We start from the raw sequence: 21,895 nt of genomic DNA on the forward strand, positions 1-21,895 counted from the left end.
GAGGCGAGGATGACTGTGTCCGTATATCCGGGTGTTCGTACCGCAGATCTGGACGTCGACGTCACGCAGGACGTGACGAAGCTGTACACGGACGGCATCACCGCGCGGAAGGGAGCCTTCACCGCCGAGTGGGCCGACCGGATGCGTGAGGACATCGAGGCCGCGTTCGAGGAGGCGCGCTCCCGGCCCGACGGCGCCGTGGGCCGGGGCCCGAACCGCTGGTACGTGGAGATCCACCCCGAACAGCTCCGCGGCTTCGTCGATCTCGTCGACCACCCGTGGGTCCGTTCGGTGGCCACCGCCGTCCTCGGCCCCGACTACCGCATCGTCGAACTCGGCTTCGACGTCCCGCTCGAAGGCGCGGTGAACCAGCCCTGGCACCGCGACTTCCCGATCCCCGAGGAGACGCGGACCGAACGCCGCCTCACCTCCCTGGCGTTCAACGTCACCGGCGTGGACACCACCGAGGACATGGGGCCGTTCGAGATCGCGCCCGGCACCCAGTGGGACGACGAGCCCGACTTCGCGCACGGCATGTTCCCGCCCCGCGAACGCTACGGCCGCTACGAGGAGCTCGCGGTCCGCAAGTACCCGCGGCGCGGCGACATCTCGGCCCGGACCGCGCTGACCGTCCACCGCGGCACGAAGAACGAGTCGTCCAAGGCACGTCCGGTTCTCGTGCTCGGTCTCGACGGCCCCGGCGCGAACAACGCCGACCGCCACGACACCGCCGTGACCCGGCCGTTCTGGGAGTCGCTGCCGGAGCGGGTGCGCCGCCACCTGGACTGCCCGGTGGTCGAGGAGCTGACCCCCCTCACCCAGAAGCACACCATCGAGGGCCTGGTCATGGGCGATGCCTGAGGCGACCGCGGTCACCGACCGCCACCCGACGGCCGGCCGCCCCGACGGCCCGCGCCGACCGCCGGCCATGGTCTACGCCGTCGCCGCCGTCTCCGCGCTCGGCGGCCTGCTCTTCGGCTACGACACCGGCATCATCTCGGGCGCCCTGCTCCACCTGCGCGAGGACCTCGCCCTCTCCTCGCGGGAGCAGGAGATCGTGGTCAGCGTCATCCTGCTCGGCGCGATGGCGGGCGCCCTGCTGTCGGGGCGCGCGGCCGTGCGCCACGGGCGGCGCAAGGTGGTCATCGCGGTGGCGGTGGTCTTCGCCGTCGGGGCGGTGGCGGCGGCGCTCGCCCCGGACGTGACGACGCTGGTCGCCGCACGCTTCGTGCTCGGCCTCGCGGTGGGCGGCGCCTCGAACATGGTGCCCGTCTACATCGCGGAGATGGCCCCGGCGGAGATACGCGGCCGGCTGATGGTCCTCTTCCAGCTCATGGTGGCCATCGGCCAGCTCATCGCGTACCTCTGCGGCTGGGCGCTGAACGGCAGCGGCGGCTGGCGCGTCATGTTCGCCCTCGCCGTGGTGCCCGCCGTCGCCCTCGCGGTCGGCATGACCCTGCTGCCGGAGAGCCCGCGGTGGCTCGTCGAACAGGGCCGTCGGGAGGAGGCCGTACGCACCCTGCGGCAGCTTCGGCCCGCCGGGGCGGACGTGGCGGGCGAGGTGGCCGGGATCGCGGCCGTACTGGCCGACGGCCCGGCCGACGGCGGGAGCTGGCGGCACCTGCGCGCCCGCCGGCTGCGCCCCGCCCTGCTGATCGCGGTGGGCATCGCGGCCTTCTCGCAGCTCACCGGCATCAACGCCGTCGTCTACTACGCGCCGACGATCCTGGACGACGCCGGCTTCGGCGACTCGGTGGCGCTGCTCACCGGCATCGGCATCGGCGCGATGCTCGTGGTGGCGGGCGTGGTGGGCGCCCTCGCGGTCGACAAGGCGGGGCGCCGGCGCACCATGCTGTGGTTCCTCCCCGGCTCCGCGCTGGCCATGGGGGTGCTCGCCGTCGCGTTCGCCGGGTCCACGGACTCCGCCGCACAGCGCTGGACCGTGATCGTCGCGCTGTTCGTCTACATCCTCTGCAACGGCATCGGCATGCAGGCCGTCGTCTGGCTGATCGGCCCGGAGATCCTGCCGCTGCGGGTGCGCGGACCGGCCACCAGCCTGTCCACCCTCTCGCTGTGGGGATTCGACCTCCTGATCGCCATGACGGCCCTGACCGCCATCAACGCCGTCGGCCGGTCCGGCACGTTCCTCGTCTACGCGCTGATGAACGTCGCCTGCATCGTCTTCGTGGCGCTGAAGGTGCCGGAGACGAAGGGCCGCAGCCTGGAGAGCATCGAGCGTGCGCTGCACAGTCCGCTCCCGTTCCGGAAGGCTCTGGAGAGGAACTGACGGGACGTCCGGTGCGCGCCGGCTCCCGGTGCCCGGCATCCGGTTTCCGGGACGCGCCCCGGCGGCCGGATGCCGGGCCCTCGCGGCGAGCGGCCGTTAGCGTGGTCGGCGGAGCACCCATGACCGTACGAACGAGGGACGACATCATGCACTCCGAGGACTTCTTAACGGCGGCCCCGCGCCCCGGCCGCAGGCGCGTGCTGGGACTGGCCGGACTCGCGGCGGGCGCGGCGCTGGCGGGGCCGGCCCGTGCCGCCCACGCCTCGCCGCGCGCCGCGGACGGCGCGGCGGCGGCGCTGCGCCGCCTGGAGCGGGAGCACGGGGCCCGGGTCGGGGCGTACGCGCGCAACCTCACGACGGGGCGGACCGTGGCCCACCGGGCGGGCGAGCTGTTCCCGCTGCTGTCCACCTTCAAGGCGCTGGCGGCGGCCGCCGTGTTGCGGGACCTGGACCGGGACGGCGAGACGCTGGAGCGGCGGATCCACTACACCGAAGCGGACCTGATCGACGGGTCGGACGTCACGCGGGCCCATCTCGCCACCGGGATGACGGTGTCGGAGCTCTGCGACGCGGCGGTCTGCGACAGCGACAACGCCGCGGGCAACCTGCTCCTGCGGGAGCTGGGCGGCCCGTCGGCGGTGACCCGGTTCTGCCGCTCGCTGGGCGATCCGGTGACCCGGCTGGACCGGTGGGAGCCGGAGCTGAACTCCGCCGAGCCGTGGCAGCGCCGCGACACCACCACCCCGTACGCGCTCGCGCACGATCTCGCGCGGCTCGTCGTCGGGAACGCCCTGGAGCCGCGGGACCGGGCGCGGTTGACGCACTGGATGCTCAACTGCCGTACCAGCGGGACCCGTTTCCGCACCGGGCTGCCCGCCGACTGGACGATCGCCGACAAGACGGGCAGCGGGTTCGCCTACGGCGCGTGCCACGACGCGGGGATCGCCTGGACGCCCGCCGGTGATCCGGTGGCGCTGGCGGTGCTGACCGTCAAGCCGGACGCCGGCGCGGAGGGGGACCATCCGTTGATCGCGAAGACCGCCGCCGTGCTCGCGCAGGCGGTGGGCGGCGGCCGGTAGTTCCGGCCGCGCCACGCGTGCGGGCCCGGACCGTCGGAACGGTCCGGGCCCGCGTCGCGCCGGGTGCTCCGGGTGTCAGTGGTCGCCGGCGGTGGCGTTCGCGTCGTCGGACGACGCGTCGTCGGACCGGACGGGCTCCGCGCCGGTGCGCTCGCGCATCCTGCGCAGCAGCTCCTGCTTGGAGTCCTCGGCCGCCTTGCGGTCGGCGTCCCGTCCGGTGCCCGTGCCGGGCAGATCGGTGCGGGACGGCTTCTTGCGCTGTCCGCCGACGCCGAGAAGGTTGTTACGGCTCTTGGCCACGGTGTTCTCCCATGGGGGTGAGAAGTGAGGGTCTGACGATCAGGATCGGTCCGATGGGCGACGGGTCGCGGCCCGCCGCGCGCTCACTCGTAGATCTGGAAGAACGAAGACATGCGGGAAACGGTACCCCCGCCACGGAGCGCTCCGCACCGGATTATTCCGGGGCAACCGGGCGGCGGAGCCGCGCTCTGCCGCCCGGACGGTACGCGGGGGCACCCGGACGGCTCCGGACGCGCCCCCGGCGCGCCCTTCAGGCGCCCGGGTCCACCGTCGCCTGATGCTGCTCGGCCAGGTGCTCCTGGGCCTTCAGCCACGGCAGGAACTGCACGCTCCGGCGCCACCCGCAGGTGTCGCATTCGAGCAGCCGCTGCACCCCCGACTTCCTTACGTGGACGGTGTGTTCACGTCCGTGCTGATCCCATCTGCTGACCTTGCTGGTGGTCATGGACGACATCCGGTCCTCCTGGGTGGGGAAGTGGCCCCAGTGTGCCGCGAAGCCCCCGGTCCCGTCCGGGGAAGGACGGGACCGGGGGCTTCGGGGGTGTGCCCGGTGGGGCGGGACCGCGGGTCCGCCGGTGCGGCGGACCCGGATCAGCAGCCGAGCAGGCGGGAGCCGAGGTAGCTCTGGATCTGGTCCAGGGAGACGCGCTCCTGCTTCATGGTGTCGCGCTCGCGGACGGTGACCGCGTTGTCGTCCAGGGTGTCGAAGTCGACGGTGACGCAGAACGGCGTGCCGATCTCGTCCTGGCGGCGGTAGCGGCGGCCGATGGCGCCCGCGTCGTCGAACTCGATGTTCCAGTTCTTGCGCAGGTCGGCGGCGAGGCCCTTGGCCTTCGGCGAGAGCTGCGGGTTGCGGGACAGCGGCAGGACGGCGACCTTGACCGGGGCGAGGCGCGGGTCGAGGCGCATGACCGTGCGCTTCTCCATGACGCCCTTGGCGTTGGGCGCCTCGTCCTCGACGTAGGCGTCCAGCAGGAAGGCCAGCATCGCGCGGCCGACGCCGGCCGCGGGCTCGATGACGTAGGGGGTCCAGCGCTCGCCGGCCTCCTGGTCGAAGAAGAGCAGGTCGGTGCCGGACGCCTTGGAGTGCGCCTTGAGGTCGTAGTCGGTGCGGTTGGCGACGCCCTCCAGCTCGCCCCACTCGCTGCCGCCGAACTGGAAGCGGTACTCGATGTCGGCGGTGCGCTTGGAGTAGTGCGAGAGCTTCTCCTGCGGGTGCTCGAACCAGCGCATGTTCTCCTCGCGCATGCCGAGGTCCGTGTACCAGTTCCAGCGCTGGTCCATCCAGTACTGCTGCCACTCCTCGTCCTCGCCCGGCTTGACGAAGAACTCCATCTCCATCTGCTCGAACTCGCGGGTGCGGAAGATGAAGTTGCCCGGAGTGATCTCGTTCCGGAACGACTTGCCCATCTGCGCGATGCCGAACGGCGGCTTCTTGCGCGAGGTCTGCAGCACCTGGCCGAAGTTGGTGAAGATGCCCTGGGCGGTCTCGGGGCGCAGGTAGGCGACCGAGCCGGAGTCCTGGGTCGGGCCGAGGTGGGTGGAGAGCAGGCCGGAGAACTGCTTGGGCTCCGTGAAGGTGCCCTTGTTGCCGCAGTTGGGGCAGTTGAGGTCGGCCAGACCGCCCACCGGGGGCTTGCCGTGCTTCTCCTCGTACGCCTCTTCGAGGTGGTCGGCGCGGTAGCGCTTGTGGCAGGAGGTGCACTCGGTCAGCGGGTCGCTGAAGGTGGCGACGTGACCCGAGGCCACCCAGACCTCGGGGGCCAGGATGACCGACGAGTCGAGACCGACCACGTCCTCGCGCGAGGTGACCATGTAACGCCACCACTGGCGCTTCAGGTTCTCCTTCAGCTCCACACCCAGCGGCCCGTAGTCCCAGGCGGCCCGCTGGCCACCGTAGATCTCACTGCAGGGGTAGACGAAGCCACGGCGCTTGCTCAGGCTGACGATGCTGTCGATCTTGTCGGCGGCCACGGTGCTCTCTTCTTGCGACGGCGAAAACGGGACAACGGCGGGGCGCTCGGCGCCCCGGCGGGGGTGCTGCTGGGGAGACGGACGGGCAATGCTCCAGATTACCGGCGGGCCCGCCCCCCGGATCAAATCGGGTGCGGCGCAGGCCGGGCATCCCGTGGTGGACCGGGCATCTCGCCGGTCGGCCCCTCCGGCTTGTTGACAACCGTTTCCATTTTTGTTGAAAATGACTCTCATGAACGTACGCCGCCTCATACCCACCGCCGCCGTCGCGGGGGCCGTCGCCCTCGGCATGACCGCCCTCTCCGCATGCTCCTCCTCCGACGCCGCGGACGGGGGGAGCGACGGCAAGCTGAACGTGGTGGCGTCCTTCTACCCGATGCAGTTCCTCGCCGAGGAGATAGGCGGGACGCACGTCTCGGTGACGAGCCTCACCAAGCCGGGCGTCGAACCGCACGACCTGGAACTCAGCCCGAAGCAGATAGGCGGCCTCTCCGACGCCGACTACCTCCTCTACCTCAAGGGCATCCAGCCCGCCGTGGACGACGCCATCGCGCAGGCGGGCGTGAAGAACACCGTGGACGCGGCGACGCTGACCACGCTGGAGGAGCACGGTGCCGAGGTCGGCCACGACCACGCGGAGGGCGAGGACGCCCACGGCCACGCCGGCGAAGACTCCGGGGAAGCCGGTCTCGACCCGCACGTCTGGCTGGACCCGGTGAAGTACGCCGAGGTCGCCGAAGGCGTCGGAGCCTCGCTGGAGAAGGCCGACCCCGACCACGCCGCCGACTACCGCGAGAACACCGACGCGCTGGTCGCGAAGCTGAACACCCTCGACAAGGCGTTCGAGAGCGGACTGAAGAACACCGACACCAGGACGTTCCTCACCACGCACTCCGCCTTCGGTTACCTCGCCGAGCGCTACGGACTCACCCAGGAGGGCATCGCCGGGGTCGACCCCGAGTCCGAGCCGAGCCCCGCACGGATCAAGGACCTGCACCACATCGCCGAGGAGGAGGGCGCCACCACCGTCTTCTTCGAAACCCTCGCCAGCGACAAGACCGCCAAGACCCTCGCGAAGGACACCGGCCTGAAGACGGGCGTCCTGGACCCGCTGGAGGGAATCACCGACAAGTCCCCCGGCGCTGACTACGTCGAGGTCATGGAAGCCAACCTCGCCGCGCTGCAGAAGGCGCTCGGCGCGAAGTGACCGAGGCACCCCGGACACCGTCCGCCGACCAGGAGGCGCTCATGCCGCAGACCGCCGACACCACCGCCGACACCGTGATCGAGCTGCGCCGGGCCACCGCCGTCCTCGGCTCCCGCCCGGTGCTGCGCGGCATCGACCTCACGGTCCGCCGCGGCGAGGTCGTCGCCCTGCTCGGCGCCAACGGTTCGGGCAAGTCGACCGCCGTGCGGGCCGTCGTCGGCCAGGTGCCGCTGACCGGCGGAACCGTCGAGCTCTTCGGCACCCCACTGCGCCGCTTCCGGCAGTGGGCCCGGGTCGGCTACGTCCCCCAGCGCACCACCGCGGCCTCCGGCGTGCCCGCCACCATCCGCGAAGTGGTCTCCTCGGGACGGCTCTCCCGGACCGGGCTGCGGCTGCCGCGCAAGGCCGACCGGGAGGCCGTCGACCGCGCCATCGCCCTGGTCGGCCTCGCCGACCGGGCCGGCGACTCGGTGGGCGCCCTCTCCGGCGGCCAGCACCAGCGGGTGCTGATCGCCCGCGCCCTGGCGGCCGGGCCGGAGCTGCTGATCATGGACGAGCCGATGGCCGGGGTGGACCTGGCCAGCCAGGAGATCCTCGCCGCCACCCTGCGCGAGCAGGTCGCGGCGGGCGCCTCCGTCCTGCTCGTCCTGCACGAACTCGGCCCGCTGGAGCCCCTGATCGACCGGGCCGTGGTGCTCCGCGACGGCTGCGTGACGCACGACGGGCCGCCCCCGGAGGCACTCGGACAGCACGCGCTGCCCGGCCACGACCACGTACACCCCCACGCGGCTTCCGAGCCCGCCCGAACGGGACTGCTGACCTGATGGAATTCCTCACTCCGCCGTTCATGCAGCGGGCGCTGATCGCCGCCGTACTGGTCGGCATCACCGCCCCCGCCATCGGCATCTACCTGGTCCAGCGCCGCCAGGCCCTGATGGGCGACGGCATCGGGCACATCGCCATGACCGGTGTGGGGCTCGGCTTCCTGCTCTCCACCAGCCCGGTCTGGATGGCGACCGCGGTGGCCGTGGCCGGCGCCGTGGTGATGGAACTGATCCGCTGGTACGGGCACACCCGCGGCGACATCGCGCTGGCCATGCTCTTCTACGGCGGCATGGCCGGCGGGGTGATGCTGATCAACATCTCGGACACCGGCTCCAACGCCAACCTGACCTCCTACCTCTTCGGCTCGCTGTCGACGGTCTCCGACGAGGACGTGCTCGCGATCACGCTGCTCGCCGCGTTCGTGGTGCTGGTGACCGTGGGGCTGCGGCGGCAGTTGTTCGCGGTCAGCCAGGACGAGGAGTTCGCCCGGGTCACCGGACTGCCGGTGCGCCTGCTCAACCTCCTGGTCGCGGTGACCGCCGCGGTGACCGTCACCGTCGCGATGCGCGTGGTCGGGCTGCTGCTCGTCAGCGCCCTGATGGTGGTCCCGGTGGCGGCGGCCCAGCAGATCTCGAAGTCCTTCCGGCTGACGTTCGTGCTGTCCGTGGTGATCGGCACCGCCGTGACCCTGGCCGGCACCGTCACCTCCTACTACCAGGACGTCCCGCCCGGCGCGACGATCGTGCTGCTGGCCATCGCCGCGTTCGTCGTGCTGACGGCGCTGGCCAAGCCGCTGGCGGCGAGGCGCGCCCGCGCGGCCGCCCCGGCGGACCCGAAGGAGTGCACCCTGGAGGTACCGGCCGGTCGCCGCGCGGGGGACGACGTCCAGGTATGACCGCACCCCTCGCCAGGGCTGGCACAATGGCCCGACACATGTACGGGCGACACGAGGAGGCAGCTGTGGCGACGGCGCCGATCAGTGGCACGAACGCAGCCCCGGTACGCGGCCGGTCCACCCGGCAGCGGGCGGCGGTCGCTGCGGCGCTCGACGAGGTCGACGAGTTCCGCAGCGCGCAGGAACTGCACGACGTGCTGAAGCACCGGGGGGACTCGGTCGGGCTGACCACCGTCTACCGCACCCTGCAGACCCTGGCCGACGCGGGCGAGGTGGACGTCCTGCGCACCACCGACGGCGAGTCCGTCTACCGGCGCTGCTCGACGGGTGACCACCATCACCACCTGGTCTGCCGGATCTGCGGCAAGGCCGTCGAGGTCGAGGGCCCCATGGTCGAGCAGTGGGCCGAGACCATCGCCGCCCAGCACGGCTACGTGAACGTCGCCCACACCGTGGAGATCTTCGGCACCTGCGCGGAGTGCGCCGGCTCCGGGAAGTGACCCCGCGGCACCCGCCGCTCCCCTCCGCACCGCCCTCCGCGCCCGGCCCCCGAGGGGACCGGGCGCGGAGGCGTGTCCGGCGGCGCCGCGGGGGCTGCCGGCCGACGGGCGAGGGCCATCGAGGCTGCGGGGGCGCGGGGCGGCGGCACACCGACGCACCCCTCGCATCGCGCAGGGAAAGTTGCACAAACCTTATTGCGCAACTTCTCTTTCCTTTCTACTCTTCCGTCATGGCCAAGGAACCGACGACGCCGAGCATCACCGACCTCGACGCGCTGAAGGTCTTCACCCACCCCCTGCGCATCGCGCTGTACCGGGAGCTGTACACGGCACGTGCCGCGACCGCGTCCCACCTGGCGGAACGGGTGGACGAGGCGGTGTCGCTCGTCAGTTACCACCTGCGCAAGATGGCGGCGCACGGCTTCATCGTCGAGGCGCCGGAACGGAGCACCGACGGGCGGGAGCGGTGGTGGAAGCCCGCGTCGGAACGCGGCTGGAGCTTCCGCGGTTCGGACTTCGCCGGAGATCCCGAGGGCGCCGCGGTGGTCGGACAGGTGACCCGCCACCTGCTCGCCAACCGTGCCGAGCGGTACGGCGTCTACCTCGACCAGCAGGCCGCCTGGCCGAAGGAGTGGACCGACTCCGCCTTCAGCTCCGAGTTCCTGCCGAGGCTCACGGCCGCCGAACTCGCCGAACTGGGAGAGGAGATGCACGCGCTCGTCCGGCGCTGGGAGGAGCGCGGCCGGAGCGCCGAGGGGGCCGGGGAGACGGAGGGCCGCGAGCACGTCGCACTGCACCTGTACGGATTCCCGTTCCGGCCCTGAGAGGACCCCATGACCACGACCGCGACGTCCGTGCCCCGGCGCTCATTACCGGCCCACCGGGACACCAACGTGCTGCGCTGACTGGGCGCCCTCGGCTGCTCGCTGCTCGGCGACAACGTCTACTTCCTCGCGCTCTCCTGGGCGGCGACCCGGTCCGGAAGCCCTGCACAGGCCGGGCTGGTGCTGGGCGTCGCGGCGGTTCCGAGGGCGGTGCTCATGCTGGGCGGCGGGGTGGTGGCGGACCGGTTCGGGCCCCGGCGGGTGGTGATCGGCAGCGATCTGTCCCGGTGCCTGGTCATGTCGGCCGTCGCGGGCGTGCTGGCCGTGTCGACGCCTGGCGTGTGGCTGCTGGTGGCGGTGGGGCTGGTGTTCGGCACGGTGGACGCCCTGTTCCTGCCGGCCGTCGGGGCGCTGCCGCCGCGCATCACCGGCCCGGACCAGTTGGCACGCGTCCAGGGCTTGCGCGGACTCGCCTCACGGGCCGCCACCATCGGCGGTTCACCGCTCGGCGGACTCGCCATGGCGCTCGGAGGACCGGCCTGCGCCTTCGCCGTCGCCGGGGCGCTGTTCGCCCTGTCGCTGCCGCTGCTGATCGCCGTACGCGTCGCACCCCTCCCGGCGGACGGGCCGCCCGCCTCCGGCCGGAACGGCACAGCCCGGCGCGACCTGGCCGACGGCCTGCGCCACATCCGCCGCGACCGGGTACTCGGCCCGCTGATGCTCGTCCTCGCGATCGGGGAGCTGGGTTTCGCGGGGCCGCTGAACATCGGGCTCGCCCTGCTGGCGGACGAACGCGGCTGGGGCGCCTCCGGGCTCGGCTGGATCGTCGGCGGCTTCGGCGCCGGGGCGGTCGCGGCCTCCTTCCTGCTGGCCGTACGCGGCCGCCTCCCCCGTGCCGGACTCGTCCAGCAGGTCTGTCTCGTCCTCGGCGCCGCGGCGATCGCGGCGCTGGCCCTCGCGCCCTCACTGCCCGCCGCCGTCGTCGTCGGCGCGACCGTCGGACTGACGGCGGGGCTCGGCGGAGCGTTGTCGGCCGCCCTGCTGCAGACCACCGCCGCGCCCGCCTACCTGGGCCGGGTGACCGCGGTGGCCGGCCTGTTCTCCCTGGGGCTCGCGCCGCTGACCTACCCCGTGACCGGTGCCGCCGTCGCCCTCTGGGGTACGCGGCCGGTCTTCCTCGCCAGTGCGGCGGTCGTGGCGCTCGGGTCCGTCGTCGGACTGTGTTCCCGGTCGGTGCGTCGCGCCGAACTGCCCGTGCCGCAGGCGGCTTCCGGCACGGTCCGGGTGTCGCTCCCGCACCGGGAAGACGGCGAAGGGCCGGCCGGGCCCGCCTCGCGGCGGACCTGACCGGCCCCGTGGCCCGGTCGGATCAGGCGGACGGTTCGGTGGCCTGCGCGCCCGGCCCGGCCTTCGGTGCGGGTGCTTCCACCGCTCCCCCGAACCGGCGGTCGCGCCGGGCGAACTCCAGGCAGGCGCGCCACAGGTCGCGGCGGTCGAAGTCGGGCCACAGCACGTCCTGGAAGACCATCTCGGCGTACGCGCTCTGCCAGATCAGGTAGTTGGAGGTGCGCTGCTCGCCGCTGGGGCGCACGAAGAGGTCCACGTCCGGCATGTCCGGGTAGTAGGTGTACTTGGCGAAGGTCTTCTCGTTGACCTTCGCCGGGTCCAGCCGGCCCGCCGCGACGTCCTCGGCGATCCGCTGGGCGGCGTCGGCGATCTCGGCCCTGCCGCCGTAGTTGACGCAGAAGTACAGCGTCATCCTGTCGTTGTCCTTGGTCTGCTCCTGGGCGACCTGGAGTTCCTGGACCACGGACTTCCACAGCTTCGGCATGCGGCCCACCCAGCGGATGCGGATGCCCAGTTCGTCCATCTCGTCCCGGCGGCGGCGGATGACGTCCCGGTTGAAGTTCATCAGGAACTTCACCTCCTCCGGGGACCGCTTCCAGTTCTCGGTGGAGAAGGCGTACAGCGAGAGGTTCTTGACGCCCATCTCGATGCAGCCCTTGAGCACGTCCATGACGACGCCCTCGCCGACCTTGTGTCCCTCGGTGCGCGGCAGGCCGCGCTCCTTCGCCCACCGGCCGTTGCCGTCCATCACGACCGCCACGTGCTTCGGCACCAGCTCGCCCTGGATCTTCGGAGGCGTGGCCCCGGACGGGTGCGGCTCGGGCGTCTTGTACGTGCGCCGGTTACGGCCGCCGAGGATCCCGCGTACTGCCATGAGCTTCTTCGTCTCCCTGTGTCACCGTGCGGCCCGTCCGCTGCTGCGCGGACCGCGTCACTGCTTCTCCACGTACCGCAGCGAGCGCAGGCCGCGCTCCAGATGCCAGTGCAGGTAGGCAGAGACCAGTCCGCTCCCCTCCCTGGCGTGACGCGGCTCGCACGCGTCCGCCGTCTCCCAGTCTCCGCTGAGCAGCGCGCTCAGCAGGACCAGGGCCTCCGCCGAGGGTACGACGCTCCCGGGGACCCGGCAGTCACCGCAGACGACACCGCCCGCTCCGACGGAGAAGAATCGGTTCGGTCCGGGCATTCCGCACTTCGCGCAGTCCTCGAAGCTCGGTGCGTAGCCGTTGACCGCGAGGGACCGCAGCAGGAACGCGTCGAGGATGAGGTGGGGCGCGTGCTCGCCGCGTGCCAGGGTGCGCAGGCCGCCGACGAGGAGGAGGTACTGCTGGACCGCCGGTTCGCCCTCGTGGTCGGTGAACCGCTCGGCGGTCTCCAGCATCGCGGTGCCGGCCGTGTAGCGGGCGTAGTCGGTGACGATGCCGCCGCCGTAGGGGGCGATCGTCTCGCTCTGGGTGCACAGCGGCAGCCCGCGGCCGACCAGCTCGCTGCCGCGGGCGAAGAACTGCACGTCCACGTGGGAGAAGGGTTCGAGCCGGGCGCCGAACTTCGACTTGGTCCGGCGCACCCCGCGCGCGACGGCGCGCACCCGCCCGTGGCCGCGGGTCAGGATCGTGATGATCCGGTCGGCCTCGCCCAGTTTCTGCGTACGCAGCACGACGCCGTCGTCCCGGAACAAGCTCATGCGTCCATTGTCGCGCACCCGTCCCCGCGGCCCGGCGGGGCCGGGGCCGGGACGGGGGTCAGGACGGGGTGCGGGCGGCGGCGGTGAGCAGCCGGGCGATGTCCTGCGGGCAGATGGCCAGGGCGCGTCCGACCGTGCTCAGCACCTCCCTCTCCGCGGTGGTGTACGGGCCGTCGGCCAGCGCGATCCGGGCCCCCTGCACGAGGACGGACTCGCGGCCGGCCGGCGCGAGGTGCCGGGCGAGCGGGGTGAGCACCTCGTGCAGTTCGATGGCGAGGGCCGCGCCGCAGGCCTCGGCGGCCGGGCCGGCGTGGGCGTCGGGACCGAGATCGGCGGTGAGCACCTCGACGATGGTGTGGAGCTGGTCCTCGGTGCAGTCGTTCAGTCCGGCCTCCCGCACGGTGGCGGCGGCGGCCTCCAGGGCGGGGCGCGGGGTGCCGCCGGCGGCGAGGACGGCCAGTGCGACGGTGTGCACGGCCTCCCGCAGCATCGCGGAGAAGCGGACGGTCGTCGGGTGGTCCAGCACCTCGGTCGGGAAGTGCTCGTGGCAGGCGGCGCAGGCGACGACGGGCGCGGCGGGCCCGCGCCGCAGCAGCGGCACCCCGAGCACGGCGAACCTCCTGCGCCCCGCCAGCCTGCGGTAGTTGCGGTCGCCGCCGCAGCCGGGGCAGAAGAACTCCCCGTCGCCGACGACGTCCCACGCGGTACGGATGCCGTACATCCCCGGCTTCGGGGCGCGTTGTCCTCCGGTCGACCGCACGTCGCACACCTCCGTAACGCTCCGGCAACATTGCCGTGTGCTGGACGTGATGTTAGCCACAGGGGTGAGGCGGCGTCAGCACTTGGAGCGTCACAACACCCGGATATGGCTGGACCCCGCCCACCCGTGACGGGATGGACGGGGTCCGTCGAGCCGGACTTGGGAGGCTTCGTCCCCGTGCGGGGGTCAGCGGCTCGCGCGGTTGACGGCGGAGACGACCGCCTTCAGCGAGGCCCGGGTGGTGTTGGCGTCGATGCCGATGCCCCACAGGACCTTGCCGTCGATCGCACACTCGATGTACGAGGCGGCGACGGCGCTGGCGCCCTCGCTCATGGTGTGCTCGGTGTAGTCCAGCAGGCGGGCGTCGATGCCGATGGCCTGCAGGGCGTCGAAGAAGGCGGAGATCGGGCCGTTGCCGGAGCCGGTCAGCACGGTGTCCTCGCCGTCCACCGTGGCCTGCACCGTCAGGGTGTCGCGGCCGTCGGTGTCCGTCGTGGTCTGCCCGGAACGGATCTGCACCCGGCCCCAGGCGTTCTCCGGGTTCGGCAGATACTCGTCCTGGAAGGTCGACCAGATCTGGCCGGGAGTGACCTCTCCGCCCTCGGCGTCGGTCTTGGTCTGGATGATCCGGGAGAACTCGATCTGCATCCGGCGCGGCAGGTCCAGCTTGTGGTCGTTCTTCAGGACGTACGCGATGCCGCCCTTGCCGGACTGCGAGTTGACGCGGATCACGGCCTCGTAGGAGCGGCCGACGTCCTTCGGGTCGATCGGCAGGTACGGGACCGCCCACTCGATGTCGTCGACCGTCTTGCCGCGGGCGGCGGCGTCGGCCTCCATCGCGTCGAACCCCTTCTTGATGGCGTCCTGGTGGGAGCCGGAGAAGGCGGTGTAGACCAGGTCGCCCGCGTAGGGGTGGCGCGGGTGGACCTCCATCTGGTTGCAGTACTCGCTGGTGCGCCGGATCTCGTCGATCTGCGAGAAGTCGATCTGCGGGTCGACGCCCTGGGAGAACAGGTTCATGCCCAGCGTCACCAGGTCGACGTTGCCGGTGCGCTCCCCCTGGCCGAACAGGCAGCCCTCGACGCGGTCCGCGCCGGCCATCACGGCCAGTTCGGCAGCGGCGACGGCGGTGCCCCGGTCGTTGTGCGGGTGCGCCGACAGCGAGACGTACGCGCGGCGGCTCAGGTGGCGCGCCATCCACTCGAACCGGTCGGCGTAGGTGGACGGCGCCGAACGCTCCACGGTGGCAGGCAGGTTGAGGATGATCTCGCGCCCCTCCTCCGGCTGCCACACGTCACAGACCGCCTCGCAGACCTCCAGGGCGAAGTCCAGCTCGGTGTCGGTGAAGATCTCGGGGCTGTACTGGTAACCGAAGATCGTCTCGGGGCCCAGGATCTTCTCCGCGTACTCCATCACCAGCCGGGTGCCGTCGACCGCGATCTGCTTGACGTCCTCCTTCGTCCCGCGGAAGACCACACGGCGGAAGGTGGGGGCGGTGGCGTTGTACAGGTGGACGGTCGCGCGGTGGGCGCCGACCAGCGACTCCACGGTCCGCTCGATCAGGTCCTCGCGGGCCTGCGTCAGGACGGAGATCGTCACATCCTCGGGGATCGCGCCCTCTTCGATGATGGAGCGCACGAACGCGAAGTCGGTCTCGCCGGAGGACGGGAAGCCGACTTCGATCTCCTTGTAGCCCATGCGCACCAGCAGGTCGAACATCTCGCGCTTGCGGGCCGGGGACATCGGGTCGATCAGGGCCTGGTTGCCGTCGCGCAGGTCCGTGGAGAGCCAGCGGGGGGCGACCGTGATGCGCTTCTCGGGCCAGGTGCGGTCGGGCAGATCCACGGCCTCGTAGCGGCCGTACTTGTGGATCGGCATGCCGGACGGCTTCTGGTGGTTGACCGCGCCGGCGATCGGGGTGGGACGGCCGACGGCGTTACCGGAAGGGTTCACGGTGGTCATGGCGTAGGGCTCCTCGGGGGTCCAGCAATGGGACGGCCGACTGTGTCGCTGCAGCACCAGACTCCGCGGGGAGGGGGTCGGCCTACGACTACAGACCCTCGCCGCGGCAGCTAAGGAGAAGCAGCCCGAAACGCATGATGCGACGAGAGTAACCGAGAGGTGCGCAGGACGCCGGTCGGTATCAGTATGCGGGACCACTCTTTCGGGAGGTGTAAACGTGACGCGTCACTCTAAGTCGTGCATTGTCATTGCAACCAGTGACTTCGCGCGCACGCAGTGCCACAGTCATGTGTATGTCGCCCCGAACCGACGGTGGACTCCACCCCGTCTTCTGCACCATCGTCCCGCCCCACCTCCTCGACCGGCTGGCGCGGTCCGACGATCCGGTCCTCGCCGGACCGGCCCGCCGCACGCTCGCCGCGGACGGTCTGCGCCGCACCCGGCGCAGAGCGGCCACGCTCGAAGCGCCCCCGGTCGTCCCGGCCACCGCGGGCGCCGTCCCCACCAAGCCCCACCGCACCCTGTACGACTGCCGCAACGGCACCGCCCTGCCGGGCCGCGAGGTCCGCGACGAGGGCGAGGACGCCACCGGCGACGCCAGCGTCAACCGCGCCTACGCCGGCCTCGGCGCCACCTTCGAGCTGCTGCTCCAGGCGTACGGCCGCAGTTCGATCGACGGCAAGGGCATGCCGCTGATCGGCTCCGTGCACTACGACGAGAAGTACAACAACGCCTTCTTCGACGGCGAGCAGATGGTCTTCGGCGACGGGGACGGCGAGATCTTCCTCGACTTCACGGTCGCGGTGGACGTCATCGCCCACGAGCTGGCCCACGGCCTGACCCAGCACACCGCCAACCTCGTCTACGAGGGCCAGTCCGGCGCGCTCAACGAGTCGGTCTCGGACGTCTTCGGCTCGCTGGTCAAGCAGTACTCCCTCGGCCAGAGCGCCGAACAGGCCGACTGGCTGATCGGCGCCGGGCTGCTCGCGCCCCGCGTCAGCGGCGAGGCGCTGCGCTCCATGAAGGCCCCGGGCACCGCCTACGACGACGACGTGCTCGGCAAGGACCCGCAGCCCGCGTCGATGGACGACTACATCGAGACGGACGACGACAACGGCGGGGTGCACCTCAACTCCGGCATCCCCAACCGCGCGTTCTACCTGCTGGCCACGGCGCTCGGGGGCAACTCCTGGGAACGGGCGGGCCAGCTCTGGTTCGACGTGCTGACCGGCGGCGAACTCACCGCCACCGCCGACTTCGCGGACTTCGCCCGGCTCACCGTCTCGGCCGCCCGCGACCGGTTCGGCGAGGGCGACGAACGCGAGGCGGTGCTCAAGGCATGGTCGGAAGTGGGCGTGCCGACGAGCTGACCGGGCCAGGATGGAGGCCATGCGCATTCATGTGAGCCGGACCGGCGGTTTCGCCGGCATCGCCCGTCAGGGCGCGATCGACACCTCCGAGCGAGCGGACGCCGCCGAGTGGGAGGAGCTGGCCCGTTCGGCGCTCGCCGACGCGGGCAACCCCCGTCCGGTGGTGCCGGACGGATTCAGCTACGCCGTCACGGTCGGCGACCGGACGTTCCGCTGCGCCGACCCGCACCTGACCGAGGCCCAGCGGCGGCTGGTCTCACGCGTCCTCGGCGAAGGCGCGTGAGACCGGGCGTACGGGAAAGGCCGGGTGCGGGACCGGACGAGGCCGGGCCGGGCGCGCGGACCCGGACGCGGAGCGGGACGCGGGCGCTGGGACCCGCGCGCGGGAAGGTGGGCCGGGCGCGGTGGCCGGACCTACCGTGCGGCCGGGCGCGGTGACCGGCCTACCGTGCGGGCGGGAGGGCCGGCCGTCGGCCCGGCGGGCCCTAGAAGCCGAGCTTCCGGAGCTGCTTGGGGTCGCGCTGCCAGTCCTTGGCGACCTTCACGTGCAGGTCGAGGAAGACCGGGGTGCCGAGCAGCGCCTCGATGTGCTTGCGGGACTTCGTCCCCACGTCCTTCAGGCGCTGCCCCTTCGGGCCGATGATGATGCCCTTCTGGCTGGGGCGCTCGATGTAGACGTTGGCGTGGATGTCGAGCAACGGCTTGTCGGCCGGCCGGTTCTCCCGCGGCAGCATCTCCTCGACGACCACCGCGATGGAGTGCGGCAGCTCGTCGCGGACGCCTTCGAGGGCGGCCTCCCGGATCAGCTCGGCGACCATGACCATCTCGGGCTCGTCGGTGAGGTCGCCCTCCGGGTAGAGCGGCGGGCTCTCGGGGAGCAGCGGGGCGATCAGGTCGGCGAGGAGGCCCACCTGATCGTCCTTGACCGCGGAGACCGGCACGATCTCCGCCCACTCGAAGCCCAGCTCCTGGCCGAGGGCCGCGACCGCGAGCAGTTGCTCGGCGAGCGTCTTCGAGTCCACCAGGTCGGTCTTGGTGATGACGGCGATCTTCGGCGTCTTCTTGATCCCGGCGAGTTCCTTGATGATGAACTTGTCACCGGGGCCGAGCTTCTGGTCGGCGGGCAGGCAGAAGCCGATGACGTCCACCTCGGCCCAGGTCGTGCGCACCACGTCGTTCAGGCGCTCCCCGAGCAGGGTGCGCGGCTTGTGGAGGCCGGGGGTGTCGACCAGGATGAGCTGCGCGTCCGGCCGGTGGACGATGCCGCGCACGGTGTGCCGGGTCGTCTGCGGGCGGTTGGAGGTGATGGCCACCTTCTGCCCGACCAGAGCGTTCGTGAGGGTGGACTTACCGGCGTTGGGGCGGCCCACGAAGCAGGCGAAACCGGCCCGGTGGGGGGCGGAGTCATCGGCCTGCCGCGCGGCGGTTTCGGGGTTCGGACGAGCGCTCATGGCGCCCATTGTCCCCGATCCCGGCGGCCCCGGCGTACACCCGTGCCCGGCCGGGCCCTCCCACGGGCGGACCGGGAGCCGGACACCCCGGTCCGCAGGCGGAGCGGCGGAGGCCGTCCGGGCTCCCCCGGCGGGGCCGGGGGCCGCATGGGTCCGGGGGCGGGCGCGGCCTCCTCGGCGGGGCGGGGGGCGCGCGGGGCCGGGACGCGCGGGGCGGGCGCGCGGTCGCTGCCGATAGCGTGGCCCCGTGCTCGTAGCCCGTTCCGCCGCCCTGTTCGCCCTCGCCGCCCTGTTCGAGATCGGGGGCGCCTGGCTGGTCTGGCAGGGCATCCGCGAACACCGGGGCTGGATCTGGATCGGCGCGGGCGTCGTCGCCCTCGGCGTCTACGGGGCGGTGGCGACGCTCCAGAGCGACGGCGAGTTCGGCCGCATCCTCGCCGCGTACGGCGGGGTCTTCGTGGCCGGCTCGATCGCCTGGGGCATGGTCGCCGACGGCTACCGCCCCGACCGCTACGACGTGGCCGGCGCGCTGATCTGCCTCGCCGGGATGGCCGTGATCATGTACGCGCCCCGCGGCCACTGAACGACGGCCCGCGCGGCGGCGGACTCCGCACGGGCGGGCGCACCCGCCCGGCCCACCCCTGTACGAACAGCCCGGCCGCCCCTGCCGCTCAGCGTCCCGCGAGGGGGCGCGTCAGCCCGCCGTGACCCGGACCTTCGGGGTTCCGTCCGGGCCGGCCAGGAACACCGGGGTGTCCGCGCCGCCGAGGTCGCGCACCGCCGCCCGGTCCGCGTCCGACGGGGCCTCGGCCTCGGAGACGACCGCCGCGGCCTCCAGCGAGGTCGCGCCGCTGGCCACCGCCATCGCCACCGCCGTCTGCAGCGCGCTGAGCCTCAGCGACTCCAGGGCGACCGTCCCGGCGACGTAGGTGCGGCCCGTCTCGTCCCGCACGGCGGCCCCCTCGGGCACCCCGTTGCGGGCACGGGCGCTGCGCGCCAGCGTGATGATCTTGCGGTCCTCGGCGCCGAGGTCGGTGGAGTCAGTCATGCGCCGAGCATACGAAGCGGCGGACGTCCGAGCGGGCCGGGGGTGACGTCGGCGGGGCGCAACCGTCGTGTCCGACCACGCTACGAGGAAGGGTCGGCCTTGGTGTCCCCACCCGATCGCCGCCGCCTGCGGATCGGCGATCATCGCGTCGTCCACACCCTGGATCAGGGCGAACTGGTCGTCTGGGTGATCCGCCCCGGACACCGCTCCACCGTGTACGGGGCGTGGCGTCCCACCCGGCGCCCCCGCCCCCTACGGACGGTCGAGCCGGAGCCGTTCGGCCTTGGGGAGGCCGGCCACCACCAGGTCGTAGCTGTCCTCGATCAGCTCCCGGACCGTCCGGGCGGGGAGGGAGCCGACGGTGACGGTGTTCCAGTGGCGCTTGTTCATGTGCCAGCCCGGAACGATCACCTCCGGGTGCTCGGCGCGCAGCCGTACCGCGTCGTCCGGGTCGCACTTGAGGTTGACCGTCAGCGGGCGGGCGTCCAGGGCGGTGAGGGCGAACATCTTGCCCCGCACCTTGAAGACCGAGGTCTCGGGCCCGAAGGGGAACTCCTCGACGCTCGCGTTGAGGCCCAGGCACAGGGCCCGCAGCCGGTCGGCCCTCATGAGGTTGTCGCCCCCTCGGGTTCGACCAGTACCGTCACGATCTTGTTCCTGCGGCCCGCCGGCGACTCCGCGGTGAGGCGCAGCTTGCGTCCGTCGGGCAGGTCCACCACCGAGGTGGCGCCGGCGATCGGGACCCGTCCGAGGGCCTTGGCGAGCAGTCCGCCGACGGTCTCCACGTCCTCGTCGTCGTACTCGTCGAAGCCGAACAGTTCCCCGAGGTCGCCGATGTCGAGCCGCGCGGTGACCCGGTAGCAGCCGTTCTCCAGCTCCTGGACCGGCGGGAGTTCACGGTCGTACTCGTCGGTGATCTCGCCGACGATCTCTTCGAGGATGTCCTCGATGGTGACGATGCCCGCGGTGCCGCCGTACTCGTCGATGACGACGGCGACGTGCGTGCGGTCCTGCTGCATCTCGCGCAGCAGATCGTCCGCGTTCTTGGTGTCCGGGACGAAGGCGGCCGGCCGCATCGCCGTGGAGACCGGGTCGGACTCGGACTCGCGGTTGATGTGGGTCTTGCGGACCAGGTCCTTCAGATACACGATGCCGACGACGTCGTCCTCGCTCTCCCCGGTCACCGGGATGCGGGAGAAGCCGGAGCGCAGCGCGAGGGTGAGCGCCTGACGGACCGTCTTGTACCGCTCGATGCAGACCAGGTCGGTGCGCGGCACCATGACCTCGCGGACCAGGGTGTCGCCGAGCTCGAAGACGGAGTGCACCATACGGCGCTCGTCGTCCTCGATCAGCGACTCCGCCTCGGCCAGGTCGACCATGGCGCGCAGTTCGGCCTCGCTGGCGAACGGTCCCTTGCGGAACCCCTTGCCGGGGGTGAGCGCGTTGCCGAGGAGGATCAGCAGTTGCGGGATCGGACCCATGATCCTGGCCAGCGGCAGCAGCACGTAGGCGGCGGCCGTGGAGGTGTTCAGCGGGTGCTGGCGGCCGATGGTGCGCGGCGAGACCCCGATGGCCACGTAGCTGACGAGGACCATGACGCCCATCGCGACGGCCAGCGCCTCCCAGGTCTCCTGGAACTCCTGGACGCAGGCGTACGTGACGAGGACGCCGGCCGACATCTCGCAGGCGACCCGCACCAGCAGGGCGACGTTGAGGTAGCGCGTGGGGTCGGCGGCGACCTGTTCCAGCTTGGCGCTGCCGCGACGGCCGGCACGGACCGCCTCGGCGGCGCGGAAGCTGGACATCCGGGCGAGGCCGGTCTCGGCGCACGCGGCGAGCCAGCCGACCATGATCAGCAGGACGGCGCCGGTGACGAGTGGGACGCTCACGAGACCGTCGGGGCCGGAGAGGGCCCGGTGAGCCCGCGCTCGCCGCGCCAGCCGTCCACGATGGCGGCCTGGAGGCCGAACATCTCGGCCTTCTCGTCCGGTTCCTCGTGGTCGTAGCCCAGCAGGTGCAGCACCCCGTGGACGGTCAGGAGCTGGAGCTCCTCGTCCATGGAGTGCTGCGTCCCGGCCTCTTCGCCCTGCTTCTTGGCGACCTCGGGGCAGAGCACGATGTCCCCGAGGAGCCCCTGCGGGGGCTCCTCGTCGTCCTTGGCCGGCGGGCGGAGCTCGTCCATCGGGAAGGACATGACATCGGTCGGACCCGGCAGGTCCATCCACTGGATGTGGAGCTGCTCCATGGCGTCGGCGTCCACGACGATCACCGAGAGTTCGGACAGCGGGTGGATCCGCATCCGGGCGAGCGCGTAGCGGGCGATGTCGAGGATCGCCTGCTCGTCGACCTCGGTTCCGGACTCGTTGTTGACGTCGATCGACATGG

Annotated in this window: 24 protein-coding genes and 1 pseudogene; 13 read left to right on the forward strand and 12 right to left on the reverse strand. The window is 72.0% G+C overall.

The window, feature by feature from the left end:
* Nucleotides 1-9 precede the first annotated feature (9 nt).
* The 3 genes from Q0994_RS00080 (at nucleotide 10) to bla (ending at nucleotide 3,366) form a co-directional block, all read left to right on the forward strand.
* Complete coding sequence (locus tag Q0994_RS00080) at nucleotides 10-861, forward strand: phytanoyl-CoA dioxygenase family protein (protein ID WP_299527277.1); 852 nt, start codon at nucleotides 10-12, stop codon at nucleotides 859-861.
* Nucleotides 854-2,287 carry a sugar porter family MFS transporter gene (locus Q0994_RS00085; RefSeq protein WP_299527278.1) on the forward strand — a complete coding sequence of 478 codons (1,434 nt, stop codon included), beginning with the start codon at nucleotides 854-856 and terminating at the stop codon, nucleotides 2,285-2,287. Before Q0994_RS00080 ends, Q0994_RS00085 begins: the two co-directional genes overlap by 8 nt.
* A 146-nt stretch (nucleotides 2,288-2,433) precedes the next feature.
* A complete protein-coding gene (bla, locus tag Q0994_RS00090) occupies nucleotides 2,434-3,366 on the forward strand; it encodes a class A beta-lactamase (RefSeq protein ID WP_299528103.1) in 933 nt (310 codons plus the stop codon).
* A gap of 75 nt (nucleotides 3,367-3,441) precedes the next feature.
* Here the strand turns inward: bla and Q0994_RS00095 are convergent, their stop codons facing one another.
* The 3 genes from Q0994_RS00095 to Q0994_RS00105 form a co-directional block, all read right to left on the reverse strand.
* Nucleotides 3,442-3,666, reverse strand: a complete 225-nt coding sequence (locus Q0994_RS00095; protein WP_299527281.1) for a DUF6243 family protein — start codon at nucleotides 3,664-3,666, stop codon at nucleotides 3,442-3,444.
* 250 nt (nucleotides 3,667-3,916) lie between these two features.
* A complete protein-coding gene (locus tag Q0994_RS00100; RefSeq protein ID WP_299527283.1) occupies nucleotides 3,917-4,120 on the reverse strand; it encodes a hypothetical protein in 204 nt (67 codons plus the stop codon).
* A gap of 137 nt (nucleotides 4,121-4,257) precedes the next feature.
* Nucleotides 4,258-5,640, reverse strand: coding sequence for a glycine--tRNA ligase (locus tag Q0994_RS00105; protein ID WP_299527285.1), 1,383 nt, complete (start codon nucleotides 5,638-5,640; stop codon nucleotides 4,258-4,260).
* A 232-nt stretch (nucleotides 5,641-5,872) separates the two neighbouring features.
* Between Q0994_RS00105 and Q0994_RS00110 the strand changes: the two genes are divergently transcribed.
* From Q0994_RS00110 to Q0994_RS00135, 6 genes are all read left to right on the forward strand, one after another.
* Nucleotides 5,873-6,847, forward strand: coding sequence for a metal ABC transporter substrate-binding protein (locus Q0994_RS00110; protein WP_299527287.1), 975 nt, complete (start codon nucleotides 5,873-5,875; stop codon nucleotides 6,845-6,847).
* A 41-nt stretch (nucleotides 6,848-6,888) separates the two neighbouring features.
* The gene (locus Q0994_RS00115; RefSeq protein ID WP_299528104.1) at nucleotides 6,889-7,671 is read left to right on the forward strand and encodes a metal ABC transporter ATP-binding protein; all 783 of its coding nucleotides are present in this window, start codon (nucleotides 6,889-6,891) and stop codon (nucleotides 7,669-7,671) included.
* Nucleotides 7,671-8,567: a metal ABC transporter permease gene (locus tag Q0994_RS00120; protein WP_299527289.1), complete on the forward strand. Its 897-nt coding sequence runs from the start codon at nucleotides 7,671-7,673 to the stop codon at nucleotides 8,565-8,567. Before Q0994_RS00115 ends, Q0994_RS00120 begins: the two co-directional genes overlap by 1 nt.
* Nucleotides 8,568-8,632: 65 nt before the next feature.
* A complete protein-coding gene (locus Q0994_RS00125; protein WP_299527291.1) occupies nucleotides 8,633-9,067 on the forward strand; it encodes a Fur family transcriptional regulator in 435 nt (144 codons plus the stop codon).
* Nucleotides 9,068-9,297: 230 nt separating this feature from the next.
* Nucleotides 9,298-9,891, forward strand: a complete 594-nt coding sequence (locus Q0994_RS00130; protein WP_299527293.1) for a helix-turn-helix domain-containing protein — start codon at nucleotides 9,298-9,300, stop codon at nucleotides 9,889-9,891.
* A gap of 81 nt (nucleotides 9,892-9,972) precedes the next feature.
* Entirely contained in the window at nucleotides 9,973-11,238 is a 1,266-nt protein-coding gene (locus tag Q0994_RS00135; RefSeq protein WP_363325523.1) for an MFS transporter, read from the forward strand.
* Nucleotides 11,239-11,260: 22 nt separating this feature from the next.
* Here the strand turns inward: Q0994_RS00135 and Q0994_RS00140 are convergent, their stop codons facing one another.
* From Q0994_RS00140 to leuA, 4 genes are all read right to left on the reverse strand, one after another.
* Nucleotides 11,261-12,112 carry an isoprenyl transferase gene (locus tag Q0994_RS00140; protein WP_299527295.1) on the reverse strand — a complete coding sequence of 284 codons (852 nt, stop codon included), beginning with the start codon at nucleotides 12,110-12,112 and terminating at the stop codon, nucleotides 11,261-11,263.
* A 57-nt stretch (nucleotides 12,113-12,169) separates the two neighbouring features.
* Nucleotides 12,170-12,919, reverse strand: a complete 750-nt coding sequence (gene recO / locus Q0994_RS00145; RefSeq protein WP_299527297.1) for a DNA repair protein RecO — start codon at nucleotides 12,917-12,919, stop codon at nucleotides 12,170-12,172.
* Nucleotides 12,920-12,977: 58 nt separating this feature from the next.
* Nucleotides 12,978-13,640: a TerB family tellurite resistance protein gene (locus tag Q0994_RS00150; RefSeq protein WP_299528105.1), complete on the reverse strand. Its 663-nt coding sequence runs from the start codon at nucleotides 13,638-13,640 to the stop codon at nucleotides 12,978-12,980.
* Between the two features lie 225 nt (nucleotides 13,641-13,865).
* The gene (gene leuA / locus Q0994_RS00155) at nucleotides 13,866-15,641 is read right to left on the reverse strand and encodes a 2-isopropylmalate synthase (protein ID WP_299527299.1); all 1,776 of its coding nucleotides are present in this window, start codon (nucleotides 15,639-15,641) and stop codon (nucleotides 13,866-13,868) included.
* A gap of 293 nt (nucleotides 15,642-15,934) precedes the next feature.
* On the opposite strand from leuA, the gene Q0994_RS00160 reads away from it, so the two are divergent.
* Together Q0994_RS00160 and Q0994_RS00165 are read left to right on the forward strand one after the other, a co-directional pair.
* Nucleotides 15,935-17,011, forward strand: coding sequence for a M4 family metallopeptidase (locus tag Q0994_RS00160; protein WP_299527301.1), 1,077 nt, complete (start codon nucleotides 15,935-15,937; stop codon nucleotides 17,009-17,011).
* Between the two features lie 19 nt (nucleotides 17,012-17,030).
* The gene (locus Q0994_RS00165; protein ID WP_299527303.1) at nucleotides 17,031-17,294 is read left to right on the forward strand and encodes a protealysin inhibitor emfourin; all 264 of its coding nucleotides are present in this window, start codon (nucleotides 17,031-17,033) and stop codon (nucleotides 17,292-17,294) included.
* A 202-nt stretch (nucleotides 17,295-17,496) separates the two neighbouring features.
* Here the strand turns inward: Q0994_RS00165 and era are convergent, their stop codons facing one another.
* Nucleotides 17,497-18,471 carry a GTPase Era gene (gene era, locus Q0994_RS00170; RefSeq protein ID WP_299527305.1) on the reverse strand — a complete coding sequence of 325 codons (975 nt, stop codon included), beginning with the start codon at nucleotides 18,469-18,471 and terminating at the stop codon, nucleotides 17,497-17,499.
* Between the two features lie 238 nt (nucleotides 18,472-18,709).
* On the opposite strand from era, the gene Q0994_RS00175 reads away from it, so the two are divergent.
* Nucleotides 18,710-19,045, forward strand: coding sequence for a YnfA family protein (locus Q0994_RS00175; RefSeq protein ID WP_299527307.1), 336 nt, complete (start codon nucleotides 18,710-18,712; stop codon nucleotides 19,043-19,045).
* Nucleotides 19,046-19,156: 111 nt separating this feature from the next.
* Here Q0994_RS00175 and Q0994_RS00180 read toward each other — a convergent pair whose 3' ends face one another.
* Nucleotides 19,157-19,510: a cytidine deaminase gene (locus tag Q0994_RS00180; RefSeq protein WP_299527309.1), complete on the reverse strand. Its 354-nt coding sequence runs from the start codon at nucleotides 19,508-19,510 to the stop codon at nucleotides 19,157-19,159.
* Nucleotides 19,511-19,603: 93 nt separating this feature from the next.
* Here Q0994_RS00180 and Q0994_RS00185 point away from each other — a divergent pair.
* Nucleotides 19,604-19,729, forward strand: a pseudogene (locus Q0994_RS00185) (type II toxin-antitoxin system RelE/ParE family toxin); the annotation flags it as partial.
* A gap of 33 nt (nucleotides 19,730-19,762) precedes the next feature.
* On the opposite strand, the gene Q0994_RS00190 reads toward Q0994_RS00185, so the two are convergent.
* Genes Q0994_RS00190 through ybeY form a run of 3 tightly spaced genes read right to left on the reverse strand, consistent with a single transcriptional unit; the run spans nucleotide 19,763 to nucleotide 21,893 of the window.
* Nucleotides 19,763-20,119, reverse strand: a complete 357-nt coding sequence (locus Q0994_RS00190) for an MmcQ/YjbR family DNA-binding protein (protein ID WP_299527311.1) — start codon at nucleotides 20,117-20,119, stop codon at nucleotides 19,763-19,765.
* Nucleotides 20,116-21,399: a hemolysin family protein gene (locus Q0994_RS00195; RefSeq protein ID WP_299527313.1), complete on the reverse strand. Its 1,284-nt coding sequence runs from the start codon at nucleotides 21,397-21,399 to the stop codon at nucleotides 20,116-20,118. The genes Q0994_RS00190 and Q0994_RS00195 overlap by 4 nt, the downstream gene beginning before the upstream one ends.
* Nucleotides 21,396-21,893 (reverse strand): rRNA maturation RNase YbeY, encoded by a 498-nt coding sequence (gene ybeY / locus Q0994_RS00200; RefSeq protein ID WP_299527315.1) that lies wholly within the window; start codon nucleotides 21,891-21,893, stop codon nucleotides 21,396-21,398. Before ybeY ends, Q0994_RS00195 begins: the two co-directional genes overlap by 4 nt.
* Nucleotides 21,894-21,895: the final 2 nt, after the last annotated feature.

This window comes from uncultured Streptomyces sp. (assembly GCF_947488945.1).
Taxonomy (GTDB): Bacteria; Actinomycetota; Actinomycetes; order Streptomycetales; family Streptomycetaceae; genus Streptomyces.